This window comes from Actinoplanes sp. NPDC023936 (assembly GCF_040639325.1).
Lineage (GTDB): Bacteria > Actinomycetota > Actinomycetes > Mycobacteriales > Micromonosporaceae > Actinoplanes.
Window position 1 is genome coordinate 1 of the sequence record NZ_JBEZZR010000068.1, and the last position, 21,617, is coordinate 21,617.

A 21,617-nucleotide genomic window follows, 5' to 3' on the forward strand; every position below is an offset into this window, starting at 1 on the left:
GCCCGGTCCGCCGACCGGGCGCGCGGCCCCGGCCCACCACCCGAGCCGCCGCAAGGGTGTGAGGTGGGCCTGTCATCACGTCTATCGGGAGCGCTTCGCCGCTGCGACGCGCTCGCGGATGTAGTCGGCGTTCGCTGTCGCGCCGACCGGGTCGCCGTACGGGCCGTAGGGCGTCACGTAGGCCGGCTCGTCCCGCTGGATGCGCCAGTTCTCGGCGAGTGGACCGACGTCGACCGTGTCGTAACCGATGCTGTCGAAGAAGTCGGCCACCGCCTTCTTGGCGGTCTCGTCGTCGCCGGCGATGGGCAGGGCGGACCGTTCCGGTGAGCCGGCCGGGCGGGCCAGCGAGCGCAGGTGCTCGTACCAGATGGTGTTGAAGCCCTTCACGACGAAGGCGTCGGCGAAGTGCTTCTGGAGCAGCTCACCGGTGGTCGTCGAGCCGTTCTCCAACTCGGCGAACTCGCCGTCGCGCTCCGGGTAGTAGTTGTTCGTGTCGATCAGGATCTTGCCGGCCAGCGGCGCCGCCGGGATGTCGCGGTAGGCCTTCAGCGGCACCGTGACCACCACGATGTCGGCTGCCGCGGCCGCCTCGGCGACCGTCGCCGCGCGGGCTTTCGGGCCGAGCTCGGCGACCAGGGAGGCGAGGGTGGAGGGACCGCGGGAGTTGCTGAGCACCACGTCGTGGCCGGCCGCCACCGCGAGACGTGCCACGGTGCCGCCGATGTTCCCGCTGCCGATGAGTCCGATCGTCGTCATGTCAGCGCGAACCTCCCGCGATCCCCGGCAATTCCGGCCGGTGACCGGAATCGCACAGGATCAGACCGGCCGGTGACCGGAGGTGCACAGGATCGAACCGGCCGGTGATCGCACAGGATCAGAGCTGAGGCGCGCCGGCCCACGTCGCGGTCTCGTAGGGAGCGATCACCATGGCGCAGACCGGGTCGCTCTCGCAGACCACGCCGTGCACCACGAAGTCCGGCTCGGTGAAGCCCTCCTCGTGGCCGCGGATCAGGTCACGGAGGCTGTTCTTGATCGCCTGGGTGACGTACCCCTCGCTGGTGCCCTCGTGCTCGACGAAGAGCCCGCCCTTGCCGTCCAGGCGCTGCACCCAGCCGATGCCGGCCCACGCCTGCTCGCCGGGGAGGGTCGCGTACTGGTCGGCGTAGACGCAGTACAGCTTGTCGCCCCACGCGCCGACCGGGACCGGGGCCTTGCCGGTCGCGTCGACCGACGTGCCGGGCGGGATGACGCTGGAGAGCCGCACCAGGTTGTAGACGGCGAGGTCGGCGTTGACCAGCGCGTCGTGGAAGGCGGACAGGGTGGTGGTGCCCTGGCCGGTCACCTTGACTACGGGAATCTGGTCGTACACCGCGGAGCTACGCACGTTTTGCTACCGGCCTCTCGACTCGAACTGACTGTCTCGCGAGTTCTTGTCGGCTGCCGGGCGCGGGACTGAAGTGTTCAGACCGATCAGAAATATCGGGGTCGCCAGGAGCAGCAGGCCGGCGGCCCCGATCGCGACCCGGGTGCCGGCCGCGGCGGCCAGCAGGCCCCAGAGCGCGGTCAGCGCCGCCACCACCGTCCTGTCGGTGACGGTCCAGGCGGCGAGGACCCGGGCCACCCGGTCCTGCGGGGTGCGGTCGAGGCGCTCGGTCGCCATCAGCGGGCTGAACACCGAGGCGCTGACGATCAGCAGGAACTCGGCGACCATCACGATCGCCAGCCCGGCCACCCCGGGCGTGACCAGCGCGAGCGGGAACGACCAGCATGCCCGCAGCGCGCCGGCCACCCGCAGGACGCGGGTGCGGCCGTACCGCAGGGCGAGCGGGCGGGCCAGGCTGGAACCGAGAAGACCACCGAGGCACGGTACGGCGAACGCCAGCCCGTACTGCCATGGCGGGAAGCCGAGCGTGCCCAGCATCAGCACGGCCAGCAGCGGCGCGGTCGCCATGATCAGTCCGTTGACCAGGACCGTGTTGAGGTAGAGCGGGCGCAACCGCGGATCGGTCAGCAGGTGACGCCAGCCGGTGGCGAGGTCGGCCCGGCTGATCCGCCGGCGCGGCCGGTCGGGTGGCGGCTCACGATCGCCGGCGCCGCGCAGGAACAGCGCCGAGACCAGGAAGCTCGCCGCGTTGGCGGCCACCGTGAGCACCGGGCCGAAGAGGCCGACCGCGGCGCCGCCGAGCGGCGGGCCGAGCACGGTGGCGGTCCACGTGGTGGTCTCGAAGCGGGCGTTCGCCTCCAGCAGGCTCTCCCGGGGGACAAGCCATTTCAGGAACGCGCCGGAGGCGGCCCGGAACGTGATGTCGGCGGTCACCGCCACCATCGACACCACGAGCAGCTGGCCGAACGTGAGCACGTCGAGGGCGTAGGCGACCGGCACGCTGACCATCGCGGCGAACCGCACCAGGTCCGCGCCGACCATCACCGGTCGTTTGCGGCGGAACTCCACCCACGGGCCGAGCGGGATCGCGGTCAGCGCGCCGACCGCCAGGCCGGCCGCCGCGAGCAGGCTGACCCGGGCCGGACCGGCGTCCAGGGCGAGGATCGCGATCAGCGGGAACGCGTCGAACGCCAGCCAGGTGCCGAGGGTGCTGACCGCGTACGCCGCCCACAGCCACCCGAACCCCCGCCCCATGCGACCGGAGCCTAGCGATACCGACGATCAGCCGGGGGTCGCGATCACGATCGGGCCGGCCGGCAGGTCGAACACCCGGCCCGGTGTCCCGGTCGCCGCGTTCACGGTGACCAGCGCCGACCGGTTGCCGGGCGCCCGGGTCAGCACGTAGGAGGCGGCGCCGTCGGCGCGGTGCACGATCTCCCACGGCTGGGCGCCGACACGGATCGGCGGCCCGGCGCGGTCGGCGGCGGTGTCGATCCAGCCGATCACCGGGACGTCGGTGCTGCCGTAGACGTACACCCGGTGGCTGCCCGGCGCGGCGCTCAGCCGCCACGCGTTGCCCAGGCCGGTCACCGGAATCTCGGCACGCACCCGGCCGGTGGGCCCGTCGACAGCGACCACGACGCCGCCGCAGAGCGCGTAGAGCGACCGCCCGTCCGGCGTGACAGCCATCGCGGTGATCCTGCCGGGCAGCGTGATCGGGTCCCGCATCGTGCCGGTCACCGTGTCGTACCGGCCCAGCCGGCGGTCCGCCGCCACGTAGAGCATCCGCCCGTCCGGGGTCAGCGCGATCTCCCGCGCGCTCGGGTCCAGCGCGACCTCGCGGCGGGTGCCGGCCGCGGTCTCGACGATGCTCAGCCGGGCGCCCGCGCCCGTGCGGGCCGGCTCCAGCAGGTAGAACACGCCGTCCGGCCCGGCGGCCAGCTGACCGGCCTGCCGGCCCGCCGGGACCGGTTTCCCCGCGGTGCCGGCGGTGATGTCCACCGGCACGATCGCGGCCGGCCGGCTCGGTTCCGGCCAGGTCAGCACATGCACGGTCCGGCTGTCAGCGGAGATCACGCTGTTGGTGGCGCCGGACAGCGGAACGTGATGCCGTACCCGCCGGGTCGCCGTGTCGACCAGGGTGACGCCGTCGATGTTGCCGATCACCGCGGTCCGTCCGTCCGGCGTGAGCCGGAACCAGTCGGCCTCGCCGGCCGGCAGCGGGGACGCCGGAGTGGTGCCGCCGGTCGCGGTGTCCAGCGTGGTCAGCGTCCCGGCCTCGGGGTCGAGCAGGTGCACGAGCGGCGCGGGCGCGGCGGTGGCGGCCACGAACCGGGCCCCGGCGGCTTCCGGTCCGCCGCGCGCCTGCGCTCCGGCGACCGCGGCGACGAGCAGCGCGATCACCGCGGCGGCGGCCAGCAGGGCGCGGCGGCGCCCGCCACGTCGTCGATTGCGGGGGTACGCGGTGAGCGCCCCGTCCACCGCGGCGTTCTCCAGTTCCCGGCGTGCCGACGTCGCCACCCCGAGCGTCTTCTGGATCTCCGCGGCGAGTGGCGCGCCCGGCTCGGTGTCGCCCACCACGTAGACCCCGGCGAGCTGCTCCGAGGTGAGACCCGCGCCGGAGACCGTGGTGAGCAGCTCGCCGACCACCCGGCGACGGCCCTCCGGGGTGTGCGGGACCAGCACGCTTGAGGGCTCGCCGAGGACGGTGAAGCCGCTGCGCGTACGCACGACGATCGCGACCTCCGCGACCGGCCCGCCCAGGGTGACCACCGCCGCTGCCCGCCGCCGCCGCAGGCCGGTGGCGACCGAGTGCGCCACCGCGACCGGGCCGATCAGAAACGACGGCCCGGACACCCCGGCGGCGGCCGTGGCGCGGGTCATCGCGGTCCGGTGCGCGTCCGCCCACCCCACCGGGTGGATCACCGTGAGCCGGCGCGGCACCGGCGGTCCGGCCTCCCGCAGCACCTCGGCGAGGAGCGCGGACAACTCGGCCGGTGTGCTGCCGGGACGGATCGCGGTGTCCCGGTGGGAGAACGCCGGAAGGCCGCTGGCGGTGTCGTCGTCGAGCGCCATCGTGATCCGCCCGGCACCGAACCGGATGACCAGGCTCGGTCCAGCCACGTCGCCCGCACCTCCCTCGAAGAGTCTTCGCCCGGGGTAACGGCGACTGAGGTCTGGCGGTGGTGGGTAACACTGAAAGCCATGTTCTTGTTGTTCGGGATCAGCTCAAAGGACCACATGGTCGGCACGCACCTGATGACCTGCGAGATCTGCGGCTGGCAGGCGCCGCAGCAGCTGTTGAAACGGACCACCCGGTTCACCCTCTTCTTCATCCCGCTCTTCCCGGTCAAGGCCGCGCAGTACTTCCTGGTGTGCGGCCACTGCCAGGGGTTCCGGCGCACCGACCCGAGCCGTCTCGGGGTGGTCGCTCGCTGAAGGAATATTCGCGGCGGTGCCGGGTAGCCGGAATCCGACCGCGCAGAGCGCGCGGCGGAGACTCCCTGGAGGTAACCGTGACGAGCGCCCCGAGCACCGGTGACGTGATCGACGTCCTGATCGCCGACCACCGGGACGTCACCGCATTGATCGGCAACATCAAGTCGGTGCGGGACCCGATGATCCGCCGGGACCTGACCGACACCGCGATCAGCGAACTGGTCCGGCACGCCGTCGCCGAGGAGATGTACATCTACCCGGCGATGCGGGACCACCTGCCGGACGGCGACAAGGCCGTCGAGCACGACGTCGAGGAGCACAAGGAGCTCGAGGAGACGATGAAGCGTCTGGAGGACGTGGACGTCTCGTCGGCCGAGTTCGAGCAGGCGCTGGGCAAGCTGGAGGAGGTGCTCGCCGACCACGTGCGGGACGAGGAGCAGGAGCAGTTCCCCGAGCTGCGCCGGCACGTGCCGGCGGAGAAGCTGGTGGAGCTCGCCGGCAAGGTGGAGACCGCGAAGAAGCTCGCGCCGACCCGGCCGCACCCCAACGCGCCGAACGCCGAGCTCTTCCACAAGCTGGTCGGTCCCGGCGTCGGCCTGGTGGACCGGCTGCGCGACAAGCTGACCGGCCGGGCCACCAAGTGATCGGGTGAGCTCTCAGGCCGGTTGGATCCAGTCGAAGGTGCGCTCCACCGCGCGGCGCCAGTTGGCGTACTCGGTGGCGCGCACCGCCGGATCCATGGCCGGCATCCACTGGCCGGCGATGTGCCAGTTGCTGCGCAGCCCGTCCAGGTCGGGCCAGTGACCGACGGCCAGCCCGGCCGCGTACGCGGCGCCCAGCGACACCGTCTCCACCGCGAGCGGCCGGACCAGCGGCACGTCCAGCACGTTCGCGATCATCTGCATGAGCAGGTTGTCGGCGGTCATCCCGCCGTCCACCTTGAGCGTGCGCAGGGCCAGCCCGGAGCTCGCGTTCATCGCGTCGACCACCTCGCGGGTCTGCCAGGCGGTCGCCTCCAGGACCGCGCGGGCCAGGTGGCCCTTGGTGATGTACGAGGTCAGGCCCACGATGACGCCGCGGGCCTCGCTGCGCCAGTAGGGCGCGTACAGGCCGGAGAACGCCGGGACGATGTAGCAGCCGCCGTTGTCGGCGACGGTCCGCGCCAGGGTCTCGATCTCCGGCGCGCTGGAGATCAGTTCCAGCTGGTCGCGGAACCACTGGACCAGCGAGCCGGTGATCGCGATGGAGCCCTCCAGGGCGTACGCGGCCGGTTCGCCGGCGATCTGGTAGGCGACAGTGGTGAGCAGCCCGTTCTGTGAGCGGACCAGTTCGGTGCCGGTGTTGAGCAGCAGGAAACTGCCGGTGCCGTACGTGCACTTGGCCTCGCCCGGCGTGAAACAGGTCTGCCCGAACAGCGCCGCCTGCTGGTCGCCGAGCGCCGCGCCGATCCGCACACCGGGGAAGGCCGCGGTGGCCGTGCCGAAGACGCCGATCGACGGCCGCACCTCGGGCAGCATGGCCGCCGGGATGCCGAAGAACGCGAGCGACTCCGGCGACCAGGCCAGCGTCCGCACGTCGAGCAGCATGGTCCGGCTCGCGTTGGTGACGTCGGTGACGTGCAGGCCGCCGGTGAGGTTCCAGATCAGCCAGGTCTCCATGGTTCCGCAGAGGACCTCGCCACGCTCGGCGCGTTCCCGCAGGCCCGGCGTATGGTCCAGGATCCATTTCAGGCGAGGACCGGAGAAGTACGTGGCCAGCGGCAGTCCCGCCCGCTCCTCGGTCTCCTTCGCGCCCGGCCGCGCCGCGAGCTCGTGGACCAGGCCGTCGGTGCGGGTGTCCTGCCAGATGATCGCCCGGGCGATGGGCACGCCGGTGTCGCGGTCCCAGAGCACTGTGGTCTCCCGCTGGTTGGCGATGCCGAGCGCGGCCACCTGATCGAGGCCGATCCCGGCCCGGCGCAGCGCCCGGGGCGCCAGCCGTTCCACGTTGCGCCAGATCTCGGCGGCGTCGTGCTCCACCCAGCCCGGCCGGGGGAAGTACTGCTTGTGCTCCTGCTGGGCCAGCGAGACCAGCTGCCCGCGCCGGTCGAAGACGATGCACCGGGTCGAGGTGGTGCCCTGGTCGATCGCGACCACGAATCGCTCGGTCATCGGGTGGCTCCCAGGTCCCGGGAGACGGCACGGGCAGCATCCCGGACGTAGGTGATCAGATGCGGGTGCGGGCGGTACCGGCTGTCGCAGAGCCGTTCGACCGGGCCGGATATGCCGATCGCGCCGACCACGAGTCCCCCGTACCCCCGGATCGGGGCCGCGATGGCCGCCTGGCCGAGCGTCATCTCCTCGATCTCCGCCGCCCAGCCGGTTTCCCGGACGCCCTCCAGGGCGGACGCCAGGGCCTTCGGGTCGACGAGTGTCCTGCGGGTGAAGGGCGACAGTTCCGCGCCCGCCGACACACCACCGGCCCGGTACGCGAGCAGCACCTTCCCGAGAGCGGTGGCGTGCAGTGGCAGCAGCGTGCCGACGTCGAGCGTCTGGAACGTGTCGTCCGGCCGGAACACGTGGTGCACGACGAGCACCTCGCCCTCCAGCACCGTGCCGATCCGCACCGATTCCCCGCTGCGCGCGGCGAGCGGGTCCGCCCAGTTGATCGAGCGGGAGCGCAACTCGTTGATGTCCAGGTAGCTGGTGCCGAGGTGCAGCAGGGCGCCGCCGAGCTGATATTGCCCGGAGTTGCGGTCCTGCTCGACGAACCCGACCAGTTGCAGGGTGCGCAGGATGCCGTGGGTGGTCCCTTTCGCCAGGTCCAGGGTGCGGGCGATCTCGGTGAGCCCGAGCCGGCCGGGCCCGGTCGCGAGCGTCCGCAGGATCGCGGCCGCCCGTTCGATCGCCTGTACGGTGCCCGGCATGTTTCGGACTCTATGCCACAGGATGACGACGTGACGTGATTGATGTTCGACAATGCCGACCGATGTTCGTTGCCTCCGGTCCTCGACCTTCCTAGCGTCCACCTCAACGGAAGCAGGGGAGGGAGCATGGCTACACGACCCAAGTTTCGCGGAATCGTCGCCGAGATGGCGGCTGAGTTCGCCGGCACGATGATCCTCATCTTGTTCGGCGTCGGCGTGGTCGCCCAGGTGGTGGCGGCCGGCATCGGCGATCATGACAGCATCGCCTGGGCCTGGGGCCTCGGCGTGACGTTCGGCGTCTACGTGGCGGCGCGGATCAGCGGCGCCCATCTCAATCCGGCGGTCACCATCGCGCTCGCGGTCTTCAAGAACCTCGAGTGGCGCAAGGTGCTGCCGTACATCGCCGCCCAGTTCCTCGGCGCGTTCGTGGCCGCGCTGATCGTGCGCTGGAACTACACCGAGGTGCTGAACTCGTTCGACCCCGGTCTCACCATCAAGTCGCAGGGCGTCTTCTCGACCCTGCCCGGCAACGGCAGCCTGCCGATCGACGAGTGGGGCGCGTTCCGCGACCAGATCATCGGCACCGCGATCCTGCTGTTCCTGATCCTCGCGATCACCGACGTGGCGAGCACCCCGCCCGGCGCGAACCTGTCCCCGTTCATCATCGGCCTGGTCGTGGTGGGGATCGGCATGGCGTGGGGCACGGCCGCCGGGTACGCGATCAACCCGGCCCGTGACTTCGGTCCGCGACTCGCCAGCTACCTGACCGGCTACGGCGGGGCGTTCCGCGATCAGACCGGGTATCTCTACTTCTGGATCCCGATCGTCGCGCCGATCATCGGCGGCGTCCTCGGCGCCGGGCTCTACAAGCTGTTGGTGGGACGATTCCTGCCGGTGGAGGGCCCGCCGGAGCCGGGACGAGTGCCGACACCCGAAGACGACACCGAGAACGTGGAGGCGAACCGTGGCTGACTTCGTCGGCGCAGTGGATCAAGGGACCACCAGCACCCGTTTCATGATCTTCGATCATGGTGGCAACGAGGTGGCCCGCCACCAGCTGGAACACGAGCAGATCCTGCCGCAGGCCGGCTGGGTCGAGCACAACCCGATCGAGATCTGGGAACGGACCGTCGCGGTGGTGCGGACCGCCATGCAGAAGGCCAACCTGGCGGCGAGCGACCTGGCCGCGGTCGGGATCACCAACCAGCGGGAGACCACTGTGGTGTGGGACCGGCGGACCGGCCGGCCCTACTACAACGCGATCGTCTGGCAGGACACCCGTACCGACCGGATCGCCTCGGCGCTGGACCGGGACGGGCGCGGCGACGTCATCCGCCGCAAGGCCGGCCTGCCGCCGGCCACCTACTTCTCCGGCGGCAAGATCCAGTGGATCCTGGAGAACGTCGACGGGGTCCGGGAGGCGGCCGAGCGCGGCGACGCGATCTTCGGGAACACCGACAGCTGGCTGCTGTGGAACATCACCGGCGGCGTCAACGGCGGCAACCACGTCACGGACGTGACGAACGCCAGCCGGACGATGCTGATGAACCTGGAGACGCTGGACTGGGACGACGAGCTGCTCTCGTTCTTCGACATCCCGCGGCGGATGCTGCCGGAGATCCGCCCGTCGTCCGACCCGGCCGGTTACGGCATCGCGCACGTGGACGGCCCGCTCGGCGGCGACGTGCCGCTCACCGGCGACCTCGGCGACCAGCAGGCCGCCACGGTGGGCCAGGTCTGCTTCGCGCCCGGAGAAGCCAAGAACACCTACGGTACGGGCAACTTCATGCTCCTGAACACCGGGACGAACCTGGTGCGCTCGGAGAACGGCCTGCTCACCACCGTCTGCTACAAGTTCGGCGACGCCGCGCCGGTCTACGCCCTGGAGGGCTCGATCGCGGTGACCGGCTCCGCCGTGCAGTGGCTGCGCGACCAGCTGCACCTGATCAACGACGCGGCCGAGAGCGAGTCGCTCGCGTCGCAGGTCGCGGACAACGGCGGCGTCTACTTCGTGCCGGCGTTCTCCGGGCTGTTCGCACCGTACTGGCGCTCCGACGCCCGCGGCGCGATCGTCGGCCTGTCCCGCTACAACACCGGCGCGCACATCGCCCGGGCCACCCTGGAAGCGATCTGCTACCAGACCCGCGACGTGGTCGACGCGATGGCCCAGGACTCCGGCGTCACCCTCGACGTGCTCAAGGTCGACGGCGGGATCACGGTCAACAACCTGTGCATGCAGATCCAGGCGGACGTCCTCGGCGTGCCGGTCAGCCGGCCGGTGGTGGCGGAGACGACCGCGCTGGGCGCCGCGTACGCGGCCGGCCTCGCTGTCGGCTTCTGGAAGAACACCGACGAGCTGCGGGAGAACTGGAACGAGTCGCAGCGCTGGCAGCCGAACTGGTCGCGGGAGGAGCGCGAGCAGGGCTTCGGCAAGTGGAAGAAGGCGGTGCAGCGAACCCTCGACTGGGTGGATGTGGACTGACATGACGACTGCCCTATCTCCGCAGTACCGGGACGACGCCTTGGCCGCGCTGGCCGGGGCCGAGGTCGACGTGCTGGTCATCGGCGGGGGAGTGGTCGGTGCGGGGTGCGCGCTCGACGCTGTCACACGGGGACTGACCGTGGGCCTCGTCGAGGCGCGCGACTTCGCCTCCGGCACCTCCAGCCGCTCCAGCAAGCTGATCCACGGCGGGCTGCGTTACCTGGAGATGCTGGATTTCGGGCTGGTGCGTGAGGCGCTGCGGGAGCGGGGACTCATCCTGCAGCGCCTCGCGCCGCACCTGGCCCGCCCGGTCCGGTTCCTCTACCCGCTCAAACACCGAGGCTGGGAACGGCTCTACGCCGGCGCCGGCGTCACCCTCTACGACGCGATGGCCGCGTCGCAGGCGCTGCCGCACCACCGGCATCTGACCCGGCGCGGCGCGCTCCGGGCCTGCCCGGCGCTGCGCAAGGAATCGCTGGTCGGCGCGTTGCAGTACTACGACGGGCAGCTCGACGACGCCCGGCACACCATGTTCCTGGCGCGCACCGCGGCCGCCTACGGCGCCCACGTCGCCTCCCGCACGGAGGTGATCGGGTTCCTGCGGGAGGGGGAGCGGGTCACCGGGGTACGGGTCCGCGACCTCGAGTACGACCGGACCTTCGAGATCCGCGCCCAGCAGGTGATCAACGCGACCGGGGTCTGGACCGACGACACGCAGTCCCTGATCGGCGAGCGCGGCCAGTTCCACGTCCGCGCGTCCAAGGGCATCCACCTGGTGGTGCCCCGGGACCGGATCCAGTCCTCGACCGGGCTGATCCTGCGGACCGCCTCCAGCGTGCTGTTCGTGATCCCGTGGGGCCGGCACTGGATCGTCGGCACCACCGACACCGACTGGAACCTCGACAAGGCGCACCCGGCCGCGTCCAGCAAGGACATCGACTACCTGCTCGACGAGGTCAACAAGGTGCTCTCCACGCCGCTGGAACGCGCCGACGTGCAGGGCGTCTACGCCGGCCTGCGGCCGCTGCTCTCCGGCGAGTCCGAGTCCACCTCGAAACTGTCCCGGGAACATTCGGTGGGCAGCCCGCTGCCGGGACTGGTCGTGGTCGGCGGGGGCAAGTACACGACGTACCGGGTGATGGCCCGCGACGCCGTCGACGCGTGCGTGCACAGCCTGGCCCGGTCGGTGCCGCGCTGTGTCACGGACCGGGTCCCGCTGCTCGGCGCGGAGGGCTTCCCGGCGCTCTGGAACCGGCGGGGCCTGCTGGCCGCGTCGTCCGGCCTGCACGTGGCGCGGGTGGAACACCTCCTCGGCCGGTACGGCTCGCTGATCACCGAGGTGTTCGACCTGATCGCCGCGGACCCGGACCTGGGCCGCCCGATCGAGGGCGCCGAGGACTACCTGCGAGCCGAGTTCGTCTACGCGGCCGCCGCCGAGGGCGCCCGGCACCTGGTGGACGTGCTCACCCGCCGGACCCGGATCTCCATCGAGACGTTCGACCGGGGCGTCGTGGCGGCGCCGGACGCGGCCGAGCTGATGGGACGGGTGCTGGGCTGGACACCCGAGCAGCGCGAGCGGGAGGTGGAGCACTACCGGCTGCGCGTCGAAGCCGAACGGGCCTCCCAGGAACAGCAGGACGACGAGACGGCGGACGCGGCCCGGCTGGGCGCTCCGGACGTGGTACCCGTGCGCCTCGGATCCTGACGGAGCCGGCGGCGGCCCGCCGAGGCCGCCGCCGGAGCGCCGACCCTTCGGTGGAAAACTGCGCCGCCTCCCTGTGGCTCGCCGATGTCGGGGGCAAGCGGCTGGGTGGTGAGGTCGTCGGCGAGGTGGCGGCGCCCGGTCGTGGATCGTGGAGCGGTGGGGGCGGGCTGGTGCTGAGTGTTCTCGGAGCGGGCCTCCGGCAGCACTGGTGACCAGCTCGTGTTGCTCGGCTGGCTGTCAGTGTTCTCGCCGGGCCGTCGGGACAGCACTGAGCGCCAGCCGGATCCCGCCCTTCCACGATCCACCAGCCGAGAACAGCACTGACGACCAGCCGGACCAGCCGGACCAGCCGGACCAGCCGGACCAGCCGGACCAGTTGGTCGTCAGTGCGCTCGGCGGCGGCGATGTTCCCGAGGTGCGTCATCACCGCTGCGGGGCCCAGCCCAGCACCCGGGGCCGGGCCGCCGCGTCAGCGCGAACCGTTGTCACCCAGCGTGCCGGCATCCGCGGTCAACGTCGCGCTTTACGGAAACCCGCGGACGCCCCAGGCCCCGCAGAATGACGCAGACCCCATAGCGGTCCACGGTCGGCGGCGACCGACCGTGACGCGCGGCTGCATCGGCGCACTACTGAGGTGGCGGGTATCAGCCAACAGGGTCAGCACTGACGGGCGTCCGTTTTGTGGGCACTGAGCGCCAGCCGGCATCGACATCTCCTCGATCCGCCGCCCGCCTCGATCCACTGCCGCCCAGATCCACGCCGCGAGGCTGCCGGACTCGACCGGCACAGCATCTGTTCCAGCCGTCATGGCCAGCGTTGGATCATCCGGGCTTTGTGCCGCACAGGGGGTTGGATCCTTGACTGCGCAGCATTGGTTCGGGTCGGTGGCGAAACCGCTCGCGTCCGAAGGGCGGTGACGCACCGGTCGCCGACGTGGAGACCGGAGAACGTCGTGGACGAACGGTTGAAAGAGCCCGCCGGGAATACGACAGCGCCCCGGCGGAAGCCGCCGGGGCGCTGGGCGTGGTGCGGTCAGACGAGCGCGGGCGCGGTCCGGGACGCCGTGCTCTCCAGCTTCCGGATCCGCCGGCTGAACGTCCTCGTGGTCGTCCAGAGCTTGACGACCAGCAGCGCCTCGAAGGTGAGCAGCAGCACCGAGGAGACGACGGTGGTCACCACGATCTGGTCGATCACCGGGCCCACGATGAAGACGAACATCATGAACTCGATGCCGCTGAAGACGTGCGCGCGGATGCGCTGGCGCAGCAGGAAGTTGCGGATCCGCACGAAGAGGCTGAACCTCGTCCGGAAGTCGCCGTGCACGTCGATCGCCGCCTGGGCGGGATCCGCGTCCGGGTACGCCGGCGCGGCCGGGGTCTCCTCGTCGGTCTCCTCGATGTACTCCGGCTTCTTCGCGCCGGCTGCCTCGGCGGCCGCGAGCAGCCGGTCCTTCATCGTCAGCTTGACCTTCGCCATCTGCAGCGCGTTCAGGTACCGGAACATGTCCACGAAGATGACGAGCGCCGCCAGCAACGGATAGATCACTTCTCCGGTACGCGCGTACTGCCCGCCGAAGAGACCGATGGCGCAGGTCAGCACCCGCAGCCGGTCGAAGACGTAGTCGAGCCACGTGCCGAAGAGTGAGCCCGTCCCGTTCAGCCGGGCGATCTTGCCGTCCACGCAGTCCAGCACGAAGCTCAGGTGGTAGAGCACCGCTCCGGCGAGCAGCCACCGGTAGTCCTGCTGCCAGAAACAGGCGGCCGAGCCGAGGCCGATGAGGAAGGCGCCGAAGGTCAGCCGGTTGGGCGTGACCCAGCGCCACGGCGCCACCAGCCAGACCAGCCGGGAGGCGAGGGGGTCAGCCAGCCAGACGGTCCACCACGCGTCCCTGCGCTTGTAGGTACGCTCGCGAATCGTCGCCAGCGTCGGTCGTTGTGCCATACCGTGTCTCCACCGAGGGGCCGCAGGGATGTGAACAGGCGGCGGCGGTGGCCTTGACGGTCACTGAGCAGCATATGTACATATCGAGACCCCCGCGCTCGGGAGACATGATCTATGAAGTCGCGGAGAGTATCCAGTCCGGGCGTGGTGAACGCCGAAACATTTTCCGCTCGCTACGCTGAGTAGTCGTCAGCACCGTTTCCAGGCGACATGGTAGGTCGTCTCCAGGTTGCCGTCGGTGGAGTCCATGGTGACCCAGTTGGTGACCGACTCGTCGGCGCTCGCCGGGTCGACCTTGAGTTCGGTGTTCACGCTCAGGTACCGCTTGTTGTCGCAGTCGAGGTACGACATCGACTCCACGGCGACCCGGTCGCTGTGCTGCCACTCGCCCTCCAGGTAACCCACCAGCTCGTGCTCGGTCTTCGTGGTGTGCGATTCGCCCTGGAAGTAGTAGAACGCGCTCTCCGTCGCGGTCACGCCCTTCTGCAGGCTGGCGTATCCGCGATAGTCGGCGCCGGCCACCGCGTAGGTGTAACCGTCCGGAACCAGCACGTTCAGGAGAAGCTGACAATTCTTTCGCGCATCGGTGTCTTTGGCCTCCGGTCCGACTTGCGCGAGGAATTTGCTGTAGGAGACCGTGAACGCCTTGTTGTCCGGCGACACGATCACTTCGGCGGTCCCCGGTGGGCAGCCGGTGCCGTTCGTCTTCACCACGTCGATCACCATTTCGGTGATGGGTGGCGGCACGGCCGGCGTGGTCAGCGACGACACCGCGATGGCCCCTGCGGCTAGCGTGTTCAGCATGCGAAGCTCCTTCGTCCCGGGCAGCGGAAAGGCGCTTCAAAACGTACGATCAAGGGGGAAGAAAGCGCAGCGAATAGCGCGATTAAAACGCTTGCCGGTGTTCCGCTCAGCTGTGTTAATGACCGTCCGGCGCGCCGCGCCCGGACGTCCGGGCAGACCTGACCGAAACGCCGGACATGGTCAGCCGATCAATGGTAGGCATGCGGCCGCTGTCGACAGGACTCGTTCGCCGATGCCAATGTTGACGCATGACTGACATCGATGATGCGGAGATCAACAAAGCGAGGTTCCTGGAGGCGTTCGGACGGTTCGCGGAAGGCGACACCGGCGTCCTGTTCGAGATTCTGCGCGAGGATTTCGTCTCGCACACCCCGGGCGCGCCGGCCGGCCGGGACGCCTGGATCGAGTTCATCAAGGGCTCGCCGATCGCCACCGCGGAGATCGAGATCCAGCACGTGCTCGCGGAGGACCAGCTCGTCGTCATGCACTACTTCCTGACCGCCGGCGAGGTGCGCGAGGCGGTCGTGGACCTCTGGCGTTTCGAGGACGGCCTGATCGTCGAGCACTGGTCGGTGACCGAGCTCCTCACCTGAGCCCGGAGAGATCCGGGCGTCCACCCGGGTGACCCACCGTGGCGCCGGCCGCCGCCACCGCGAACCGGCCGGCCTCCGCGGGTGGCATCCCCCGCAGCAGGCCCACGGTCAGCGCCGCGGTGAGCGCGTCCCCGGCGCCCGTGGTGTCCACCACCTTCTCGTCGGTGAGCGGGATGAGCTCCTCGCCGTCCGCCCACCGGACCAGGTTCCCGTCCGATCGGCCGAGCATCAGCAGCGGGCCGCGCACGTCGCCGAGGGACTCGGCCTCGTGCTCGTCGGCGCGGATCACGTCGGCGAGTTTCAGCAGCTCGTCCCGCTCGGCCTCGGGCAGTTCCCCGTCCAGGACCACCAGGGCGCCACCCGCGCGGGCGTGCCGGGCGGCGGCGAGCGCGGCGGGACCGGGCTGCTGCAACTGCACCAGGACGGCGTCCGCCGACCGCAGGGCCGGCGCCGCCGCGTCCACGTCGGCCTCGGTGAGCAGCACCCCGTCCGGCAGATGCTGCAGATAGCGCCACCCGCCGGACCCGTCGAGCGCCTCCACGATCAGCCCGGTCTCGGTGCCCGGCCGGCAGACCACGTGGCCGACGTCGATCCCGTCCCGGCGGGCCTGCTCGATCAGCTCCTCGCCGACCCGGTCGTCGCCGCGCACGGCGACCAGAACCGGTCGCGCGCCGAGCTGGGCCAGGGCGACGGCCTGATTGGCGCCCTTGCCGCCGAGCATCTCCCGGCGCAGCCGGGCGTCCGCCGACGTGCCGGTCTCCGGCATCGCGTCCACGAGCAGGACCAGGTCTCGGGCCAGCTGGCCGGTCACCACGACGTTCATGCCCCCTAGCTACCCGCGTGCCGCCGATCGACACCGGCTATCGGCATTTGCCAACCCTGGAGCAACGCCCTGCGGGGGTGGCGCCGAGCCTGCGCGGTGGGGTGCCGGCTAAATCGGTCGTCATCGGTGCGGAGGGCGAGCTAAAGTCGCTGCCATGTTCCTCGCGCCCGGTCTGCAGCTGCCCTCTGTGGTGGCTCCCGCGCGCCCGCATGTCTTCGCTGATTCGCGAGTCTGACCCTTCCCCATCGGCAGCAGAACCCGGGGGAGGGTGTCTGCACGCTGCGCGGTTCTGGCGCGCCCCGGGTGGCAGCGGGGCACGTGACACCCCACGCCTCGCATCCAGTGAGGAAGCAGATCGATGGCCAAGAGCCAGTTCGTCCGGACCAAGCCGCATCTCAACATCGGGACCATGGGACACGTCGACCATGGGAAGACGACGCTGACGGCGGCGATCACCAAGGTTCTCGCCGACCGCGACCCGGCAACCAACCGGTATGTCGCGTTCGAGGGGATCGACCGGGCGCCGGAGGAGGCGGCCCGCGGGATCACCATCACGATCGCGCACGTCGAGTACGAGACCGCGACCCGGCACTACGCGCACGTGGACATGCCGGGGCACGCCGACTACGTGAAGAACATGATCACGGGGGCGGCGCAGGTGGACGGCGCGATTCTCGTCGTGTCGGCGCAGGACGGGTCGATGCCGCAGACGCGGGAGCACGTGCTGCTCGCGCAGCGGGTCGGCGTGCCCTACCTGGTGGTCGCGCTCAACAAGGCGGACGCGGTGGACGACCCGGAGTTGCTCGACCTGGTGGAGCTGGAGGTCCGGGAGCTGCTGTCGGAGTACGGGTTCCCCGGCGACGAGGTTCCGGTCGTCCGGGTGAGCGCGCTCAAGAGCCTGGAGGGTGACCCGCGGTGGACGAGTTCGATCGTCGAGCTGCTCGACGCGGTGGACGGATACATCCCGATTCCGCCCCGTGAGCTCGGTGAGCCGTTCCTGATGCCGATCGAGAACGTGCTGTCGATCAGCGGCCGGGGCACGGTCGTCACCGGCAAGGTCGAGCGTGGCACGCTGCGCGCCGGCTCGCCGGTGGAGATCGTCGGCCTCGGCGAGACGGTCAGCAGCGTCGCCACCGGGCTGGAGACGTTCGGGAAGACCTTGGAGTCGGCGGAGGCCGGTGACAACGCGGCGATCCTGCTCCGCGGGGTCAAGCGCGAGCAGGTGCAGCGCGGCCAGGTGGTCGCGGCGCCGGGCTCGGTGCTGGCGCACCGCAGGTTCCAGGCCCGGATGTACGCCCTGACGGCCGCCGAGGGTGGCCGGCACACCCCGTTCGAGCAGCACTACCGGCCGCAGTTCTACCTGCACACCACCGACGTGTCCGGTGGGATCGACCTCGGCGACCGTGACCTGGTGATGCCGGGTGACACGCTCGACGCGGTGACTGTCACGCTGGGCAAGGCGGTGGCGCTGGAGCCCGGGATGGGATTCGCGGTCCGTGAGGGCAACCGCACGGTGGCCGCCGGAACCGTGACGGCCGTGCTGGACTGACGGCGTGCCGGACTGACGGCCGTGCCGGGCTGACGGCCGTGCCGGACTGACGGCGCCGACCCGCGCGATCTTGGAATTCTGTGCCAGGATCGCGCGGGCCGCGTCGCTTTGCTAGGCGGCCGGGGCGAAGCGGCGCAGGCGGAGGCTGTTCGCCACCACGAACACCGAGCTGAACGCCATCGCCGCCCCCGCGATCATCGGGTTGAGCAGGCCGGCCGCTGCGAGCGGGAGAGCCGCCACGTTGTAGGCGAACGCCCAGAACAGGTTGCTCTTGATGATCCGCAGGGTGCGGCGGGACAGCCGGATCGCGTCGACCGCGGCGGACAGGTCACCGCGTACCAGGGTGAGGTCCGACGCCTCGATCGCCACGTCGGTGCCGGTGCCCATCGCCAGGCCCAGATCGGCCTGCGCCAGGGCGGCGGCGTCGTTCACCCCGTCGCCGGCCATCGCCACGACCTTGCCCTCGGACTGCAGGCGCTTCACCGTCTCCACCTTGTCGGCGGGCAGCACCCCGGCGATCACCTCGTCGATGCCCACCTCGGCGGCGACCGCGCGGGCGACCGTCTCGTTGTCGCCGGTCAGCAGGATCGGGTGCAGGCCCAGCGCCCGCAGGCGGACGATCGCGTCGCGGCTGGTCGGCTTCACCGCGTCGGCGACCGAGAGGACGCCCCGGGCGTCGCCGTCCCAGCCGGCCACGATCGCGGTACGGCCGGCTGCCTCCTCGGCGGCCACGGCGTCCTCGACCTCGGCCGGGATCGTCAAGCCCTCGCGCCGGAGCAGCGCGATCCGGCCGGCCACGACCTGACGGCCGGCGACGGTGGCCCGTACCCCCAAGCCCTCGAAGCTGGTGAAACCACTCACCGGAAGGTGATCGCCGTGCTCGGCGGCGATCGCGGCGGCGATCGGGTGTTCCGACGCGGACTCGGCGGAGGCCGCGAGGACCAGCAGCTCGTCGCGGTCCTGGCCGGCGGCGGGAAGCACCGCGGCGAGCGTCATCCGGCCGGTGGTGACGGTTCCGGTCTTGTCCAGCACGATCGTGTCGACACGACGGGTGGACTCCAGCACCTCGGGACCCTTGATCAGGATGCCGAGCTGGGCGCCGCGACCGGTGCCGACCAGCAGGGCCGTCGGCGTGGCCAGACCGAGAGCGCACGGGCACGCGATGATCAGCACGGCCACGGCGGCGGTGAACGCGGCCGTCCAGCCGGACCCGGTGCCGAACCACCAGCCCAGCGTCGCCGCCGCGAGACCGATTACGATCGGCACGAAGACCCCGGAGATCCGGTCGGCGAGGCGCTGCACCTCGGCCTTGCCGGACTGGGCCTCCTCGACGAGGCGGGCCATCTGCGCGAGCTGGGTGTCGGCGCCGATCCGGGTGGCACGGACGATCAGGCGGCCGCCCGCGTTCACCGTGGCGCCGGCCACTGTCGCGCCGGGTCCGACCTCGACCGGGACGCTCTCGCCGGTCAGCATGCTCATGTCGACGGCGGAGGAGCCGTCCTCCACGACCCCGTCCGTGGCGATCTTCTCGCCGGGGCGGACGACGAAACGGTCGTGCACCGCCAGCTGCGCCACCGGGATCCGGCTCTCCTTCGCGCCGCGGAGGACCGTGACCTCCTTGGCGCCCAGCTCCAGCAGCGCCCGCAGCGCCGCGCCGGCCCGCCGCTTGGAACGGGACTCGAAATAGCGTCCGGCCAGCAGGAACGTGGTGACGCCGGCGGCCGCCTCCAGGTAGATGTTGGCGGCGCCGTCGCTGCGCTCGATGGCGATCCGGAACGGGTGCGTCATGCCCGGCTCGCCGGCGGTGCCGAAGAACAGCGCCCACAGGGACCAGCCGAACGCCGCCAGCGTGCCGAGCGAGATCAGGGTGTCCATGGTGGCGGCGCCGTGGCGCAGATTGATCGCGGCGGCGCGGTGGAACGGCCAGCCGCCGTAGACGACCACCGGGGCGGCCAGGGTCAGGGAGGCCCACTGCCAGTAGGTGAACTGCCAGGCCGGGACCATGGCGAGGAGAATGACGGGAACGCTGAGCGCAATCGAGATCCACAGCCGTACCGCATCCGAGTTTTCCGGATTTTTCTCGATTTTTTCCTGCTGCTCTTCCGCCGCGGTGTAGCCGGTCTTCTCCACTGTCGCGATCAGGTCGGCTGGGGTGACCGGGCCGTCGACGGTCACCGTGGCCTTCTCGGTGGCGTAGTTGACCGTGGCGGTCACCCCGTCCATCCGATTCAGCTTCTTCTCGATGCGGGCCGCGCAGGACGCGCAGGTCATCCCGCCGATGGTGAGTTCAATCCGGTTCATGACGGGGGTCCTCATTTGTGCGTGTGACCGGTGTCGGCGGTGAACTCGGCGGTGTGCACCTTTCCGTCGTGCTGGAAGTCCAGGTAGAGACGGTAGACCCCGTCCGACGGGACCTCCGCGTGGAAGGCCAGCGCGTCCGGGTCGGCCGGGTGCACGTGCAGGTAGGCGAGGTCGCCCTCGCGCAGCGCCACCAGGTGGCCGCGAGCGCCCAGGTAGGGCTCCGGCGTGATCACGGTGTCTCCCCGCGTGATCGTGAACCGGGGATCGTGGAGATCGCCGTCGAGGGTGACCCGGTAGCCGTCCACCTCGGCGGTGCGCTCCGGGTGGGGCAGCGGCGTCGGCTGATAGTCGCCGGGCGCCGGGACGTCGACGCCGAGAGTGAGGTCGTGGCCGGCCGTCACGAAGTCGGCGAAGACGCGGTACTGGCCGGGCGCGCCCGCTTTCAGCGGGATCGTCCAGGTGCCGTCCGGTTTCCGGGTGGGGTGGACGTGCTGGTAGTGGGCGAGGTCGCGGCGGACGACGATGAGGTGGAGTTCCTTGTCGTGCTCGACGGTGTAGTCGGTGACGGGGCGGTTGCCGGCGTCGAGGATCCGGAACTCGAACGGGGTGGTCGTGGTGGTGGAGAGGGCGGCGGTCAGCGGGGCCAGGCGGTAGCCGTCCTGGACGCTCTCCAGCCCGGCCGGGGTGGCCGCCTCCGCGGCGGGGTCGCCGTGTGCCGCGGTCGCGGTGCCGGCGGGGTCACCGTGTGCCGCGGTCGCGCTTGGCGCGGGCTCACCGTGGGCCGTCGTGTGTGCTGTTGCTGCCGGCTCGGCGGTCTGCGCCGAATTGTCCGGCCCGAGCGCCTTCCCCGCGCCCGCCGACACCCCGAAGATCACCACCAGCCCGGCGGCGTAGGCGCCCAGTCTCACCGGCGTCCTCACGGTGTCACCCCCAGCTCATACCCCGCCTCGTCCACGGCGGCGGCGACGGCGTCCCGATTGAGCGCGCCCGTACTCGTCACGACAACGGTTCCCGAGGCGAGCTCGACCCGGACACCGGTGACCCCGGCTATCCGGCCGACCTCGGCACTGACCGAGTTCGCACAGTGGTCGCAGGTCATTCCGGTCACGGAGTAGGTCGTGGTCTGCATGCCCCCAGCGTACACATACCCGGTAGGGGTATGGCAAGCCCTGCCCGATACCCCTGGGGGGTTGTAGCATGGTGCCCATGACCAACCCGGCTCCGACCCGCGGCTACACGGCCACCAAGGACAACCTGCAATCCCGGCTGCGCCGCATCGAGGGCCAGGTCCGAGGCATCGAGCGCATGGTCGAGGACGACCGCTACTGCATCGACATCCTCACCCAGATCTCCGCGATCCAGGCCGCCCTCGACAAGGTCGCGCTCGGCCTCCTCGACGGCCACGCCCGCCACTGCATGCACGAGGGCGCCCAGGAGGGCCGGGCCGACGAGATGGCCTCCGAGCTGATGGCCGCTGTCGGTCGCTTGATGAAGAGAGGCTGAAACCCCCCAGGGGTACGGCTAATCCGCTCTGCGTGGGCTACGGCTCGGGGTCGCCGGCCGTAGTGCAGGCAGGTCATCGTGTCGTTTTGCCTGCGTGGGAAGCCCCTATGTTTGTCAAGTGTTGAGTGGGGCTGTGGCCTGCGGGAATGCTTTCTTGATGATGGTGAATAGGTGGCGGGCGAGGTAGCG

20 protein-coding genes are annotated in these 21,617 nt (G+C 70.8%); 8 read left to right on the forward strand and 12 right to left on the reverse strand.

Annotated features, from left to right (window positions below; genetic code table 11):
• Positions 1-81: 81 nt before the first annotated feature.
• The 4 genes from AB0F72_RS40855 to AB0F72_RS40870 all read right to left on the reverse strand — a co-directional run bounded on the left by AB0F72_RS40855 (position 82) and on the right by AB0F72_RS40870 (position 4,507).
• A complete protein-coding gene (locus tag AB0F72_RS40855) occupies positions 82-756 on the reverse strand; it encodes an NAD(P)-binding domain-containing protein (protein WP_360444239.1) in 675 nt (224 codons plus the stop codon).
• Between the two features lie 118 nt (positions 757-874).
• A complete protein-coding gene (locus tag AB0F72_RS40860) occupies positions 875-1,384 on the reverse strand; it encodes a pyruvoyl-dependent arginine decarboxylase (protein ID WP_360444242.1) in 510 nt (169 codons plus the stop codon).
• A gap of 6 nt (positions 1,385-1,390) precedes the next feature.
• Positions 1,391-2,638, reverse strand: a complete 1,248-nt coding sequence (locus tag AB0F72_RS40865; RefSeq protein WP_360444245.1) for an MFS transporter — start codon at positions 2,636-2,638, stop codon at positions 1,391-1,393.
• Positions 2,639-2,665: 27 nt separating this feature from the next.
• Positions 2,666-4,507 carry a hypothetical protein gene (locus AB0F72_RS40870; RefSeq protein WP_360444248.1) on the reverse strand — a complete coding sequence of 614 codons (1,842 nt, stop codon included), beginning with the start codon at positions 4,505-4,507 and terminating at the stop codon, positions 2,666-2,668.
• A gap of 81 nt (positions 4,508-4,588) precedes the next feature.
• Between AB0F72_RS40870 and AB0F72_RS40875 the strand changes: the two genes are divergently transcribed.
• Both AB0F72_RS40875 and AB0F72_RS40880 read left to right on the forward strand, forming a co-directional pair.
• On the forward strand, positions 4,589-4,822 hold the full coding sequence (locus AB0F72_RS40875; protein WP_360444251.1) for a zinc ribbon domain-containing protein: 234 nt from the start codon (positions 4,589-4,591) through the stop codon (positions 4,820-4,822).
• A gap of 77 nt (positions 4,823-4,899) precedes the next feature.
• On the forward strand, positions 4,900-5,466 hold the full coding sequence (locus AB0F72_RS40880; protein WP_360444253.1) for a hemerythrin domain-containing protein: 567 nt from the start codon (positions 4,900-4,902) through the stop codon (positions 5,464-5,466).
• Between the two features lie 12 nt (positions 5,467-5,478).
• Here the strand turns inward: AB0F72_RS40880 and glpK (AB0F72_RS40885) are convergent, their stop codons facing one another.
• Both glpK (AB0F72_RS40885) and AB0F72_RS40890 read right to left on the reverse strand, forming a co-directional pair.
• Entirely contained in the window at positions 5,479-6,972 is a 1,494-nt protein-coding gene (gene glpK / locus AB0F72_RS40885; protein ID WP_360444256.1) for a glycerol kinase GlpK, read from the reverse strand.
• The gene (locus tag AB0F72_RS40890) at positions 6,969-7,727 is read right to left on the reverse strand and encodes an IclR family transcriptional regulator (RefSeq protein ID WP_360444259.1); all 759 of its coding nucleotides are present in this window, start codon (positions 7,725-7,727) and stop codon (positions 6,969-6,971) included. The genes glpK (AB0F72_RS40885) and AB0F72_RS40890 overlap by 4 nt, the downstream gene beginning before the upstream one ends.
• A gap of 126 nt (positions 7,728-7,853) precedes the next feature.
• On the opposite strand from AB0F72_RS40890, the gene AB0F72_RS40895 reads away from it, so the two are divergent.
• The 3 genes from AB0F72_RS40895 to AB0F72_RS40905 are packed head-to-tail and all read left to right on the forward strand — an operon-like array spanning position 7,854 to position 11,914.
• Complete coding sequence (locus tag AB0F72_RS40895) at positions 7,854-8,699, forward strand: MIP/aquaporin family protein (RefSeq protein WP_360444262.1); 846 nt, start codon at positions 7,854-7,856, stop codon at positions 8,697-8,699.
• A complete protein-coding gene (gene glpK / locus AB0F72_RS40900; protein ID WP_360444265.1) occupies positions 8,692-10,209 on the forward strand; it encodes a glycerol kinase GlpK in 1,518 nt (505 codons plus the stop codon). The genes AB0F72_RS40895 and glpK (AB0F72_RS40900) overlap by 8 nt, the downstream gene beginning before the upstream one ends.
• Before the next feature lies 1 nt (position 10,210).
• Positions 10,211-11,914 carry a glycerol-3-phosphate dehydrogenase/oxidase gene (locus AB0F72_RS40905; RefSeq protein WP_360444268.1) on the forward strand — a complete coding sequence of 568 codons (1,704 nt, stop codon included), beginning with the start codon at positions 10,211-10,213 and terminating at the stop codon, positions 11,912-11,914.
• 1,032 nt (positions 11,915-12,946) lie between these two features.
• Here the strand turns inward: AB0F72_RS40905 and AB0F72_RS40910 are convergent.
• Positions 12,947-13,855: a CDP-alcohol phosphatidyltransferase family protein gene (locus tag AB0F72_RS40910; RefSeq protein ID WP_360444271.1), complete on the reverse strand. Its 909-nt coding sequence runs from the start codon at positions 13,853-13,855 to the stop codon at positions 12,947-12,949.
• A 189-nt stretch (positions 13,856-14,044) separates the two neighbouring features.
• Complete coding sequence (locus tag AB0F72_RS40915; protein ID WP_360444274.1) at positions 14,045-14,659, reverse strand: DUF4360 domain-containing protein; 615 nt, start codon at positions 14,657-14,659, stop codon at positions 14,045-14,047.
• Between the two features lie 248 nt (positions 14,660-14,907).
• Between AB0F72_RS40915 and AB0F72_RS40920 the strand changes: the two genes are divergently transcribed.
• Entirely contained in the window at positions 14,908-15,252 is a 345-nt protein-coding gene (locus AB0F72_RS40920; RefSeq protein WP_360444277.1) for a nuclear transport factor 2 family protein, read from the forward strand.
• Here AB0F72_RS40920 and AB0F72_RS40925 read toward each other — a convergent pair.
• Positions 15,245-16,075 (reverse strand): PfkB family carbohydrate kinase, encoded by an 831-nt coding sequence (locus tag AB0F72_RS40925; RefSeq protein WP_360444280.1) that lies wholly within the window; start codon positions 16,073-16,075, stop codon positions 15,245-15,247. The genes AB0F72_RS40920 and AB0F72_RS40925 overlap by 8 nt on opposite strands.
• 358 nt (positions 16,076-16,433) lie before the next feature.
• On the opposite strand from AB0F72_RS40925, the gene tuf reads away from it, so the two are divergent.
• Entirely contained in the window at positions 16,434-17,624 is a 1,191-nt protein-coding gene (gene tuf, locus AB0F72_RS40930; protein ID WP_360444283.1) for an elongation factor Tu, read from the forward strand.
• A 111-nt stretch (positions 17,625-17,735) separates the two neighbouring features.
• Here tuf and AB0F72_RS40935 read toward each other — a convergent pair whose 3' ends face one another.
• Genes AB0F72_RS40935 through AB0F72_RS40945 form a run of 3 tightly spaced genes read right to left on the reverse strand, consistent with a single transcriptional unit; the run spans position 17,736 to position 21,054 of the window.
• The gene (locus AB0F72_RS40935) at positions 17,736-19,925 is read right to left on the reverse strand and encodes a heavy metal translocating P-type ATPase (RefSeq protein ID WP_360444286.1); all 2,190 of its coding nucleotides are present in this window, start codon (positions 19,923-19,925) and stop codon (positions 17,736-17,738) included.
• Positions 19,926-19,936: 11 nt separating this feature from the next.
• Positions 19,937-20,845 (reverse strand): hypothetical protein, encoded by a 909-nt coding sequence (locus AB0F72_RS40940; RefSeq protein WP_360444288.1) that lies wholly within the window; start codon positions 20,843-20,845, stop codon positions 19,937-19,939.
• Positions 20,842-21,054, reverse strand: a complete 213-nt coding sequence (locus AB0F72_RS40945) for a heavy-metal-associated domain-containing protein (protein ID WP_360444291.1) — start codon at positions 21,052-21,054, stop codon at positions 20,842-20,844. The genes AB0F72_RS40940 and AB0F72_RS40945 overlap by 4 nt, the downstream gene beginning before the upstream one ends.
• 77 nt (positions 21,055-21,131) lie before the next feature.
• Here AB0F72_RS40945 and AB0F72_RS40950 point away from each other — a divergent pair, with 77 nt between their 5' ends.
• Positions 21,132-21,428 carry a metal-sensitive transcriptional regulator gene (locus AB0F72_RS40950; RefSeq protein ID WP_041831370.1) on the forward strand — a complete coding sequence of 99 codons (297 nt, stop codon included), beginning with the start codon at positions 21,132-21,134 and terminating at the stop codon, positions 21,426-21,428.
• Positions 21,429-21,617: the final 189 nt, after the last annotated feature.

What these genes read in the sequence shown, in the direction of transcription:
- AB0F72_RS40855 (WP_360444239.1), bottom strand. Translation starts at nt 756, where the DNA reads ATGACGACGATCGGACTCATCGGCAGCGGGAACATCGGCGGCACCGTG.
- AB0F72_RS40865 (WP_360444245.1), bottom strand. Translation starts at nt 2,638, where the DNA reads ATGGGGCGGGGGTTCGGGTGGCTGTGGGCGGCGTACGCGGTCAGCACC.
- AB0F72_RS40875 (WP_360444251.1), top strand. Translation starts at nt 4,589, where the DNA reads ATGTTCTTGTTGTTCGGGATCAGCTCAAAGGACCACATGGTCGGCACG.
- glpK (WP_360444256.1), bottom strand. Translation starts at nt 6,972, where the DNA reads ATGACCGAGCGATTCGTGGTCGCGATCGACCAGGGCACCACCTCGACC.
- AB0F72_RS40890 (WP_360444259.1), bottom strand. Translation starts at nt 7,727, where the DNA reads ATGCCGGGCACCGTACAGGCGATCGAACGGGCGGCCGCGATCCTGCGG.
- AB0F72_RS40895 (WP_360444262.1), top strand. Translation starts at nt 7,854, where the DNA reads ATGGCTACACGACCCAAGTTTCGCGGAATCGTCGCCGAGATGGCGGCT.
- AB0F72_RS40905 (WP_360444268.1), top strand. Translation starts at nt 10,211, where the DNA reads ATGACGACTGCCCTATCTCCGCAGTACCGGGACGACGCCTTGGCCGCG.
- AB0F72_RS40910 (WP_360444271.1), bottom strand. Translation starts at nt 13,855, where the DNA reads ATGGCACAACGACCGACGCTGGCGACGATTCGCGAGCGTACCTACAAG.
- AB0F72_RS40915 (WP_360444274.1), bottom strand. Translation starts at nt 14,659, where the DNA reads ATGCTGAACACGCTAGCCGCAGGGGCCATCGCGGTGTCGTCGCTGACC.
- AB0F72_RS40920 (WP_360444277.1), top strand. Translation starts at nt 14,908, where the DNA reads ATGACTGACATCGATGATGCGGAGATCAACAAAGCGAGGTTCCTGGAG.
- AB0F72_RS40925 (WP_360444280.1), bottom strand. Translation starts at nt 16,075, where the DNA reads ATGAACGTCGTGGTGACCGGCCAGCTGGCCCGAGACCTGGTCCTGCTC.
- tuf (WP_360444283.1), top strand. Translation starts at nt 16,434, where the DNA reads ATGGCCAAGAGCCAGTTCGTCCGGACCAAGCCGCATCTCAACATCGGG.
- AB0F72_RS40935 (WP_360444286.1), bottom strand. Translation starts at nt 19,925, where the DNA reads ATGAACCGGATTGAACTCACCATCGGCGGGATGACCTGCGCGTCCTGC.
- AB0F72_RS40945 (WP_360444291.1), bottom strand. Translation starts at nt 21,054, where the DNA reads ATGCAGACCACGACCTACTCCGTGACCGGAATGACCTGCGACCACTGT.
- AB0F72_RS40950 (WP_041831370.1), top strand. Translation starts at nt 21,132, where the DNA reads ATGACCAACCCGGCTCCGACCCGCGGCTACACGGCCACCAAGGACAAC.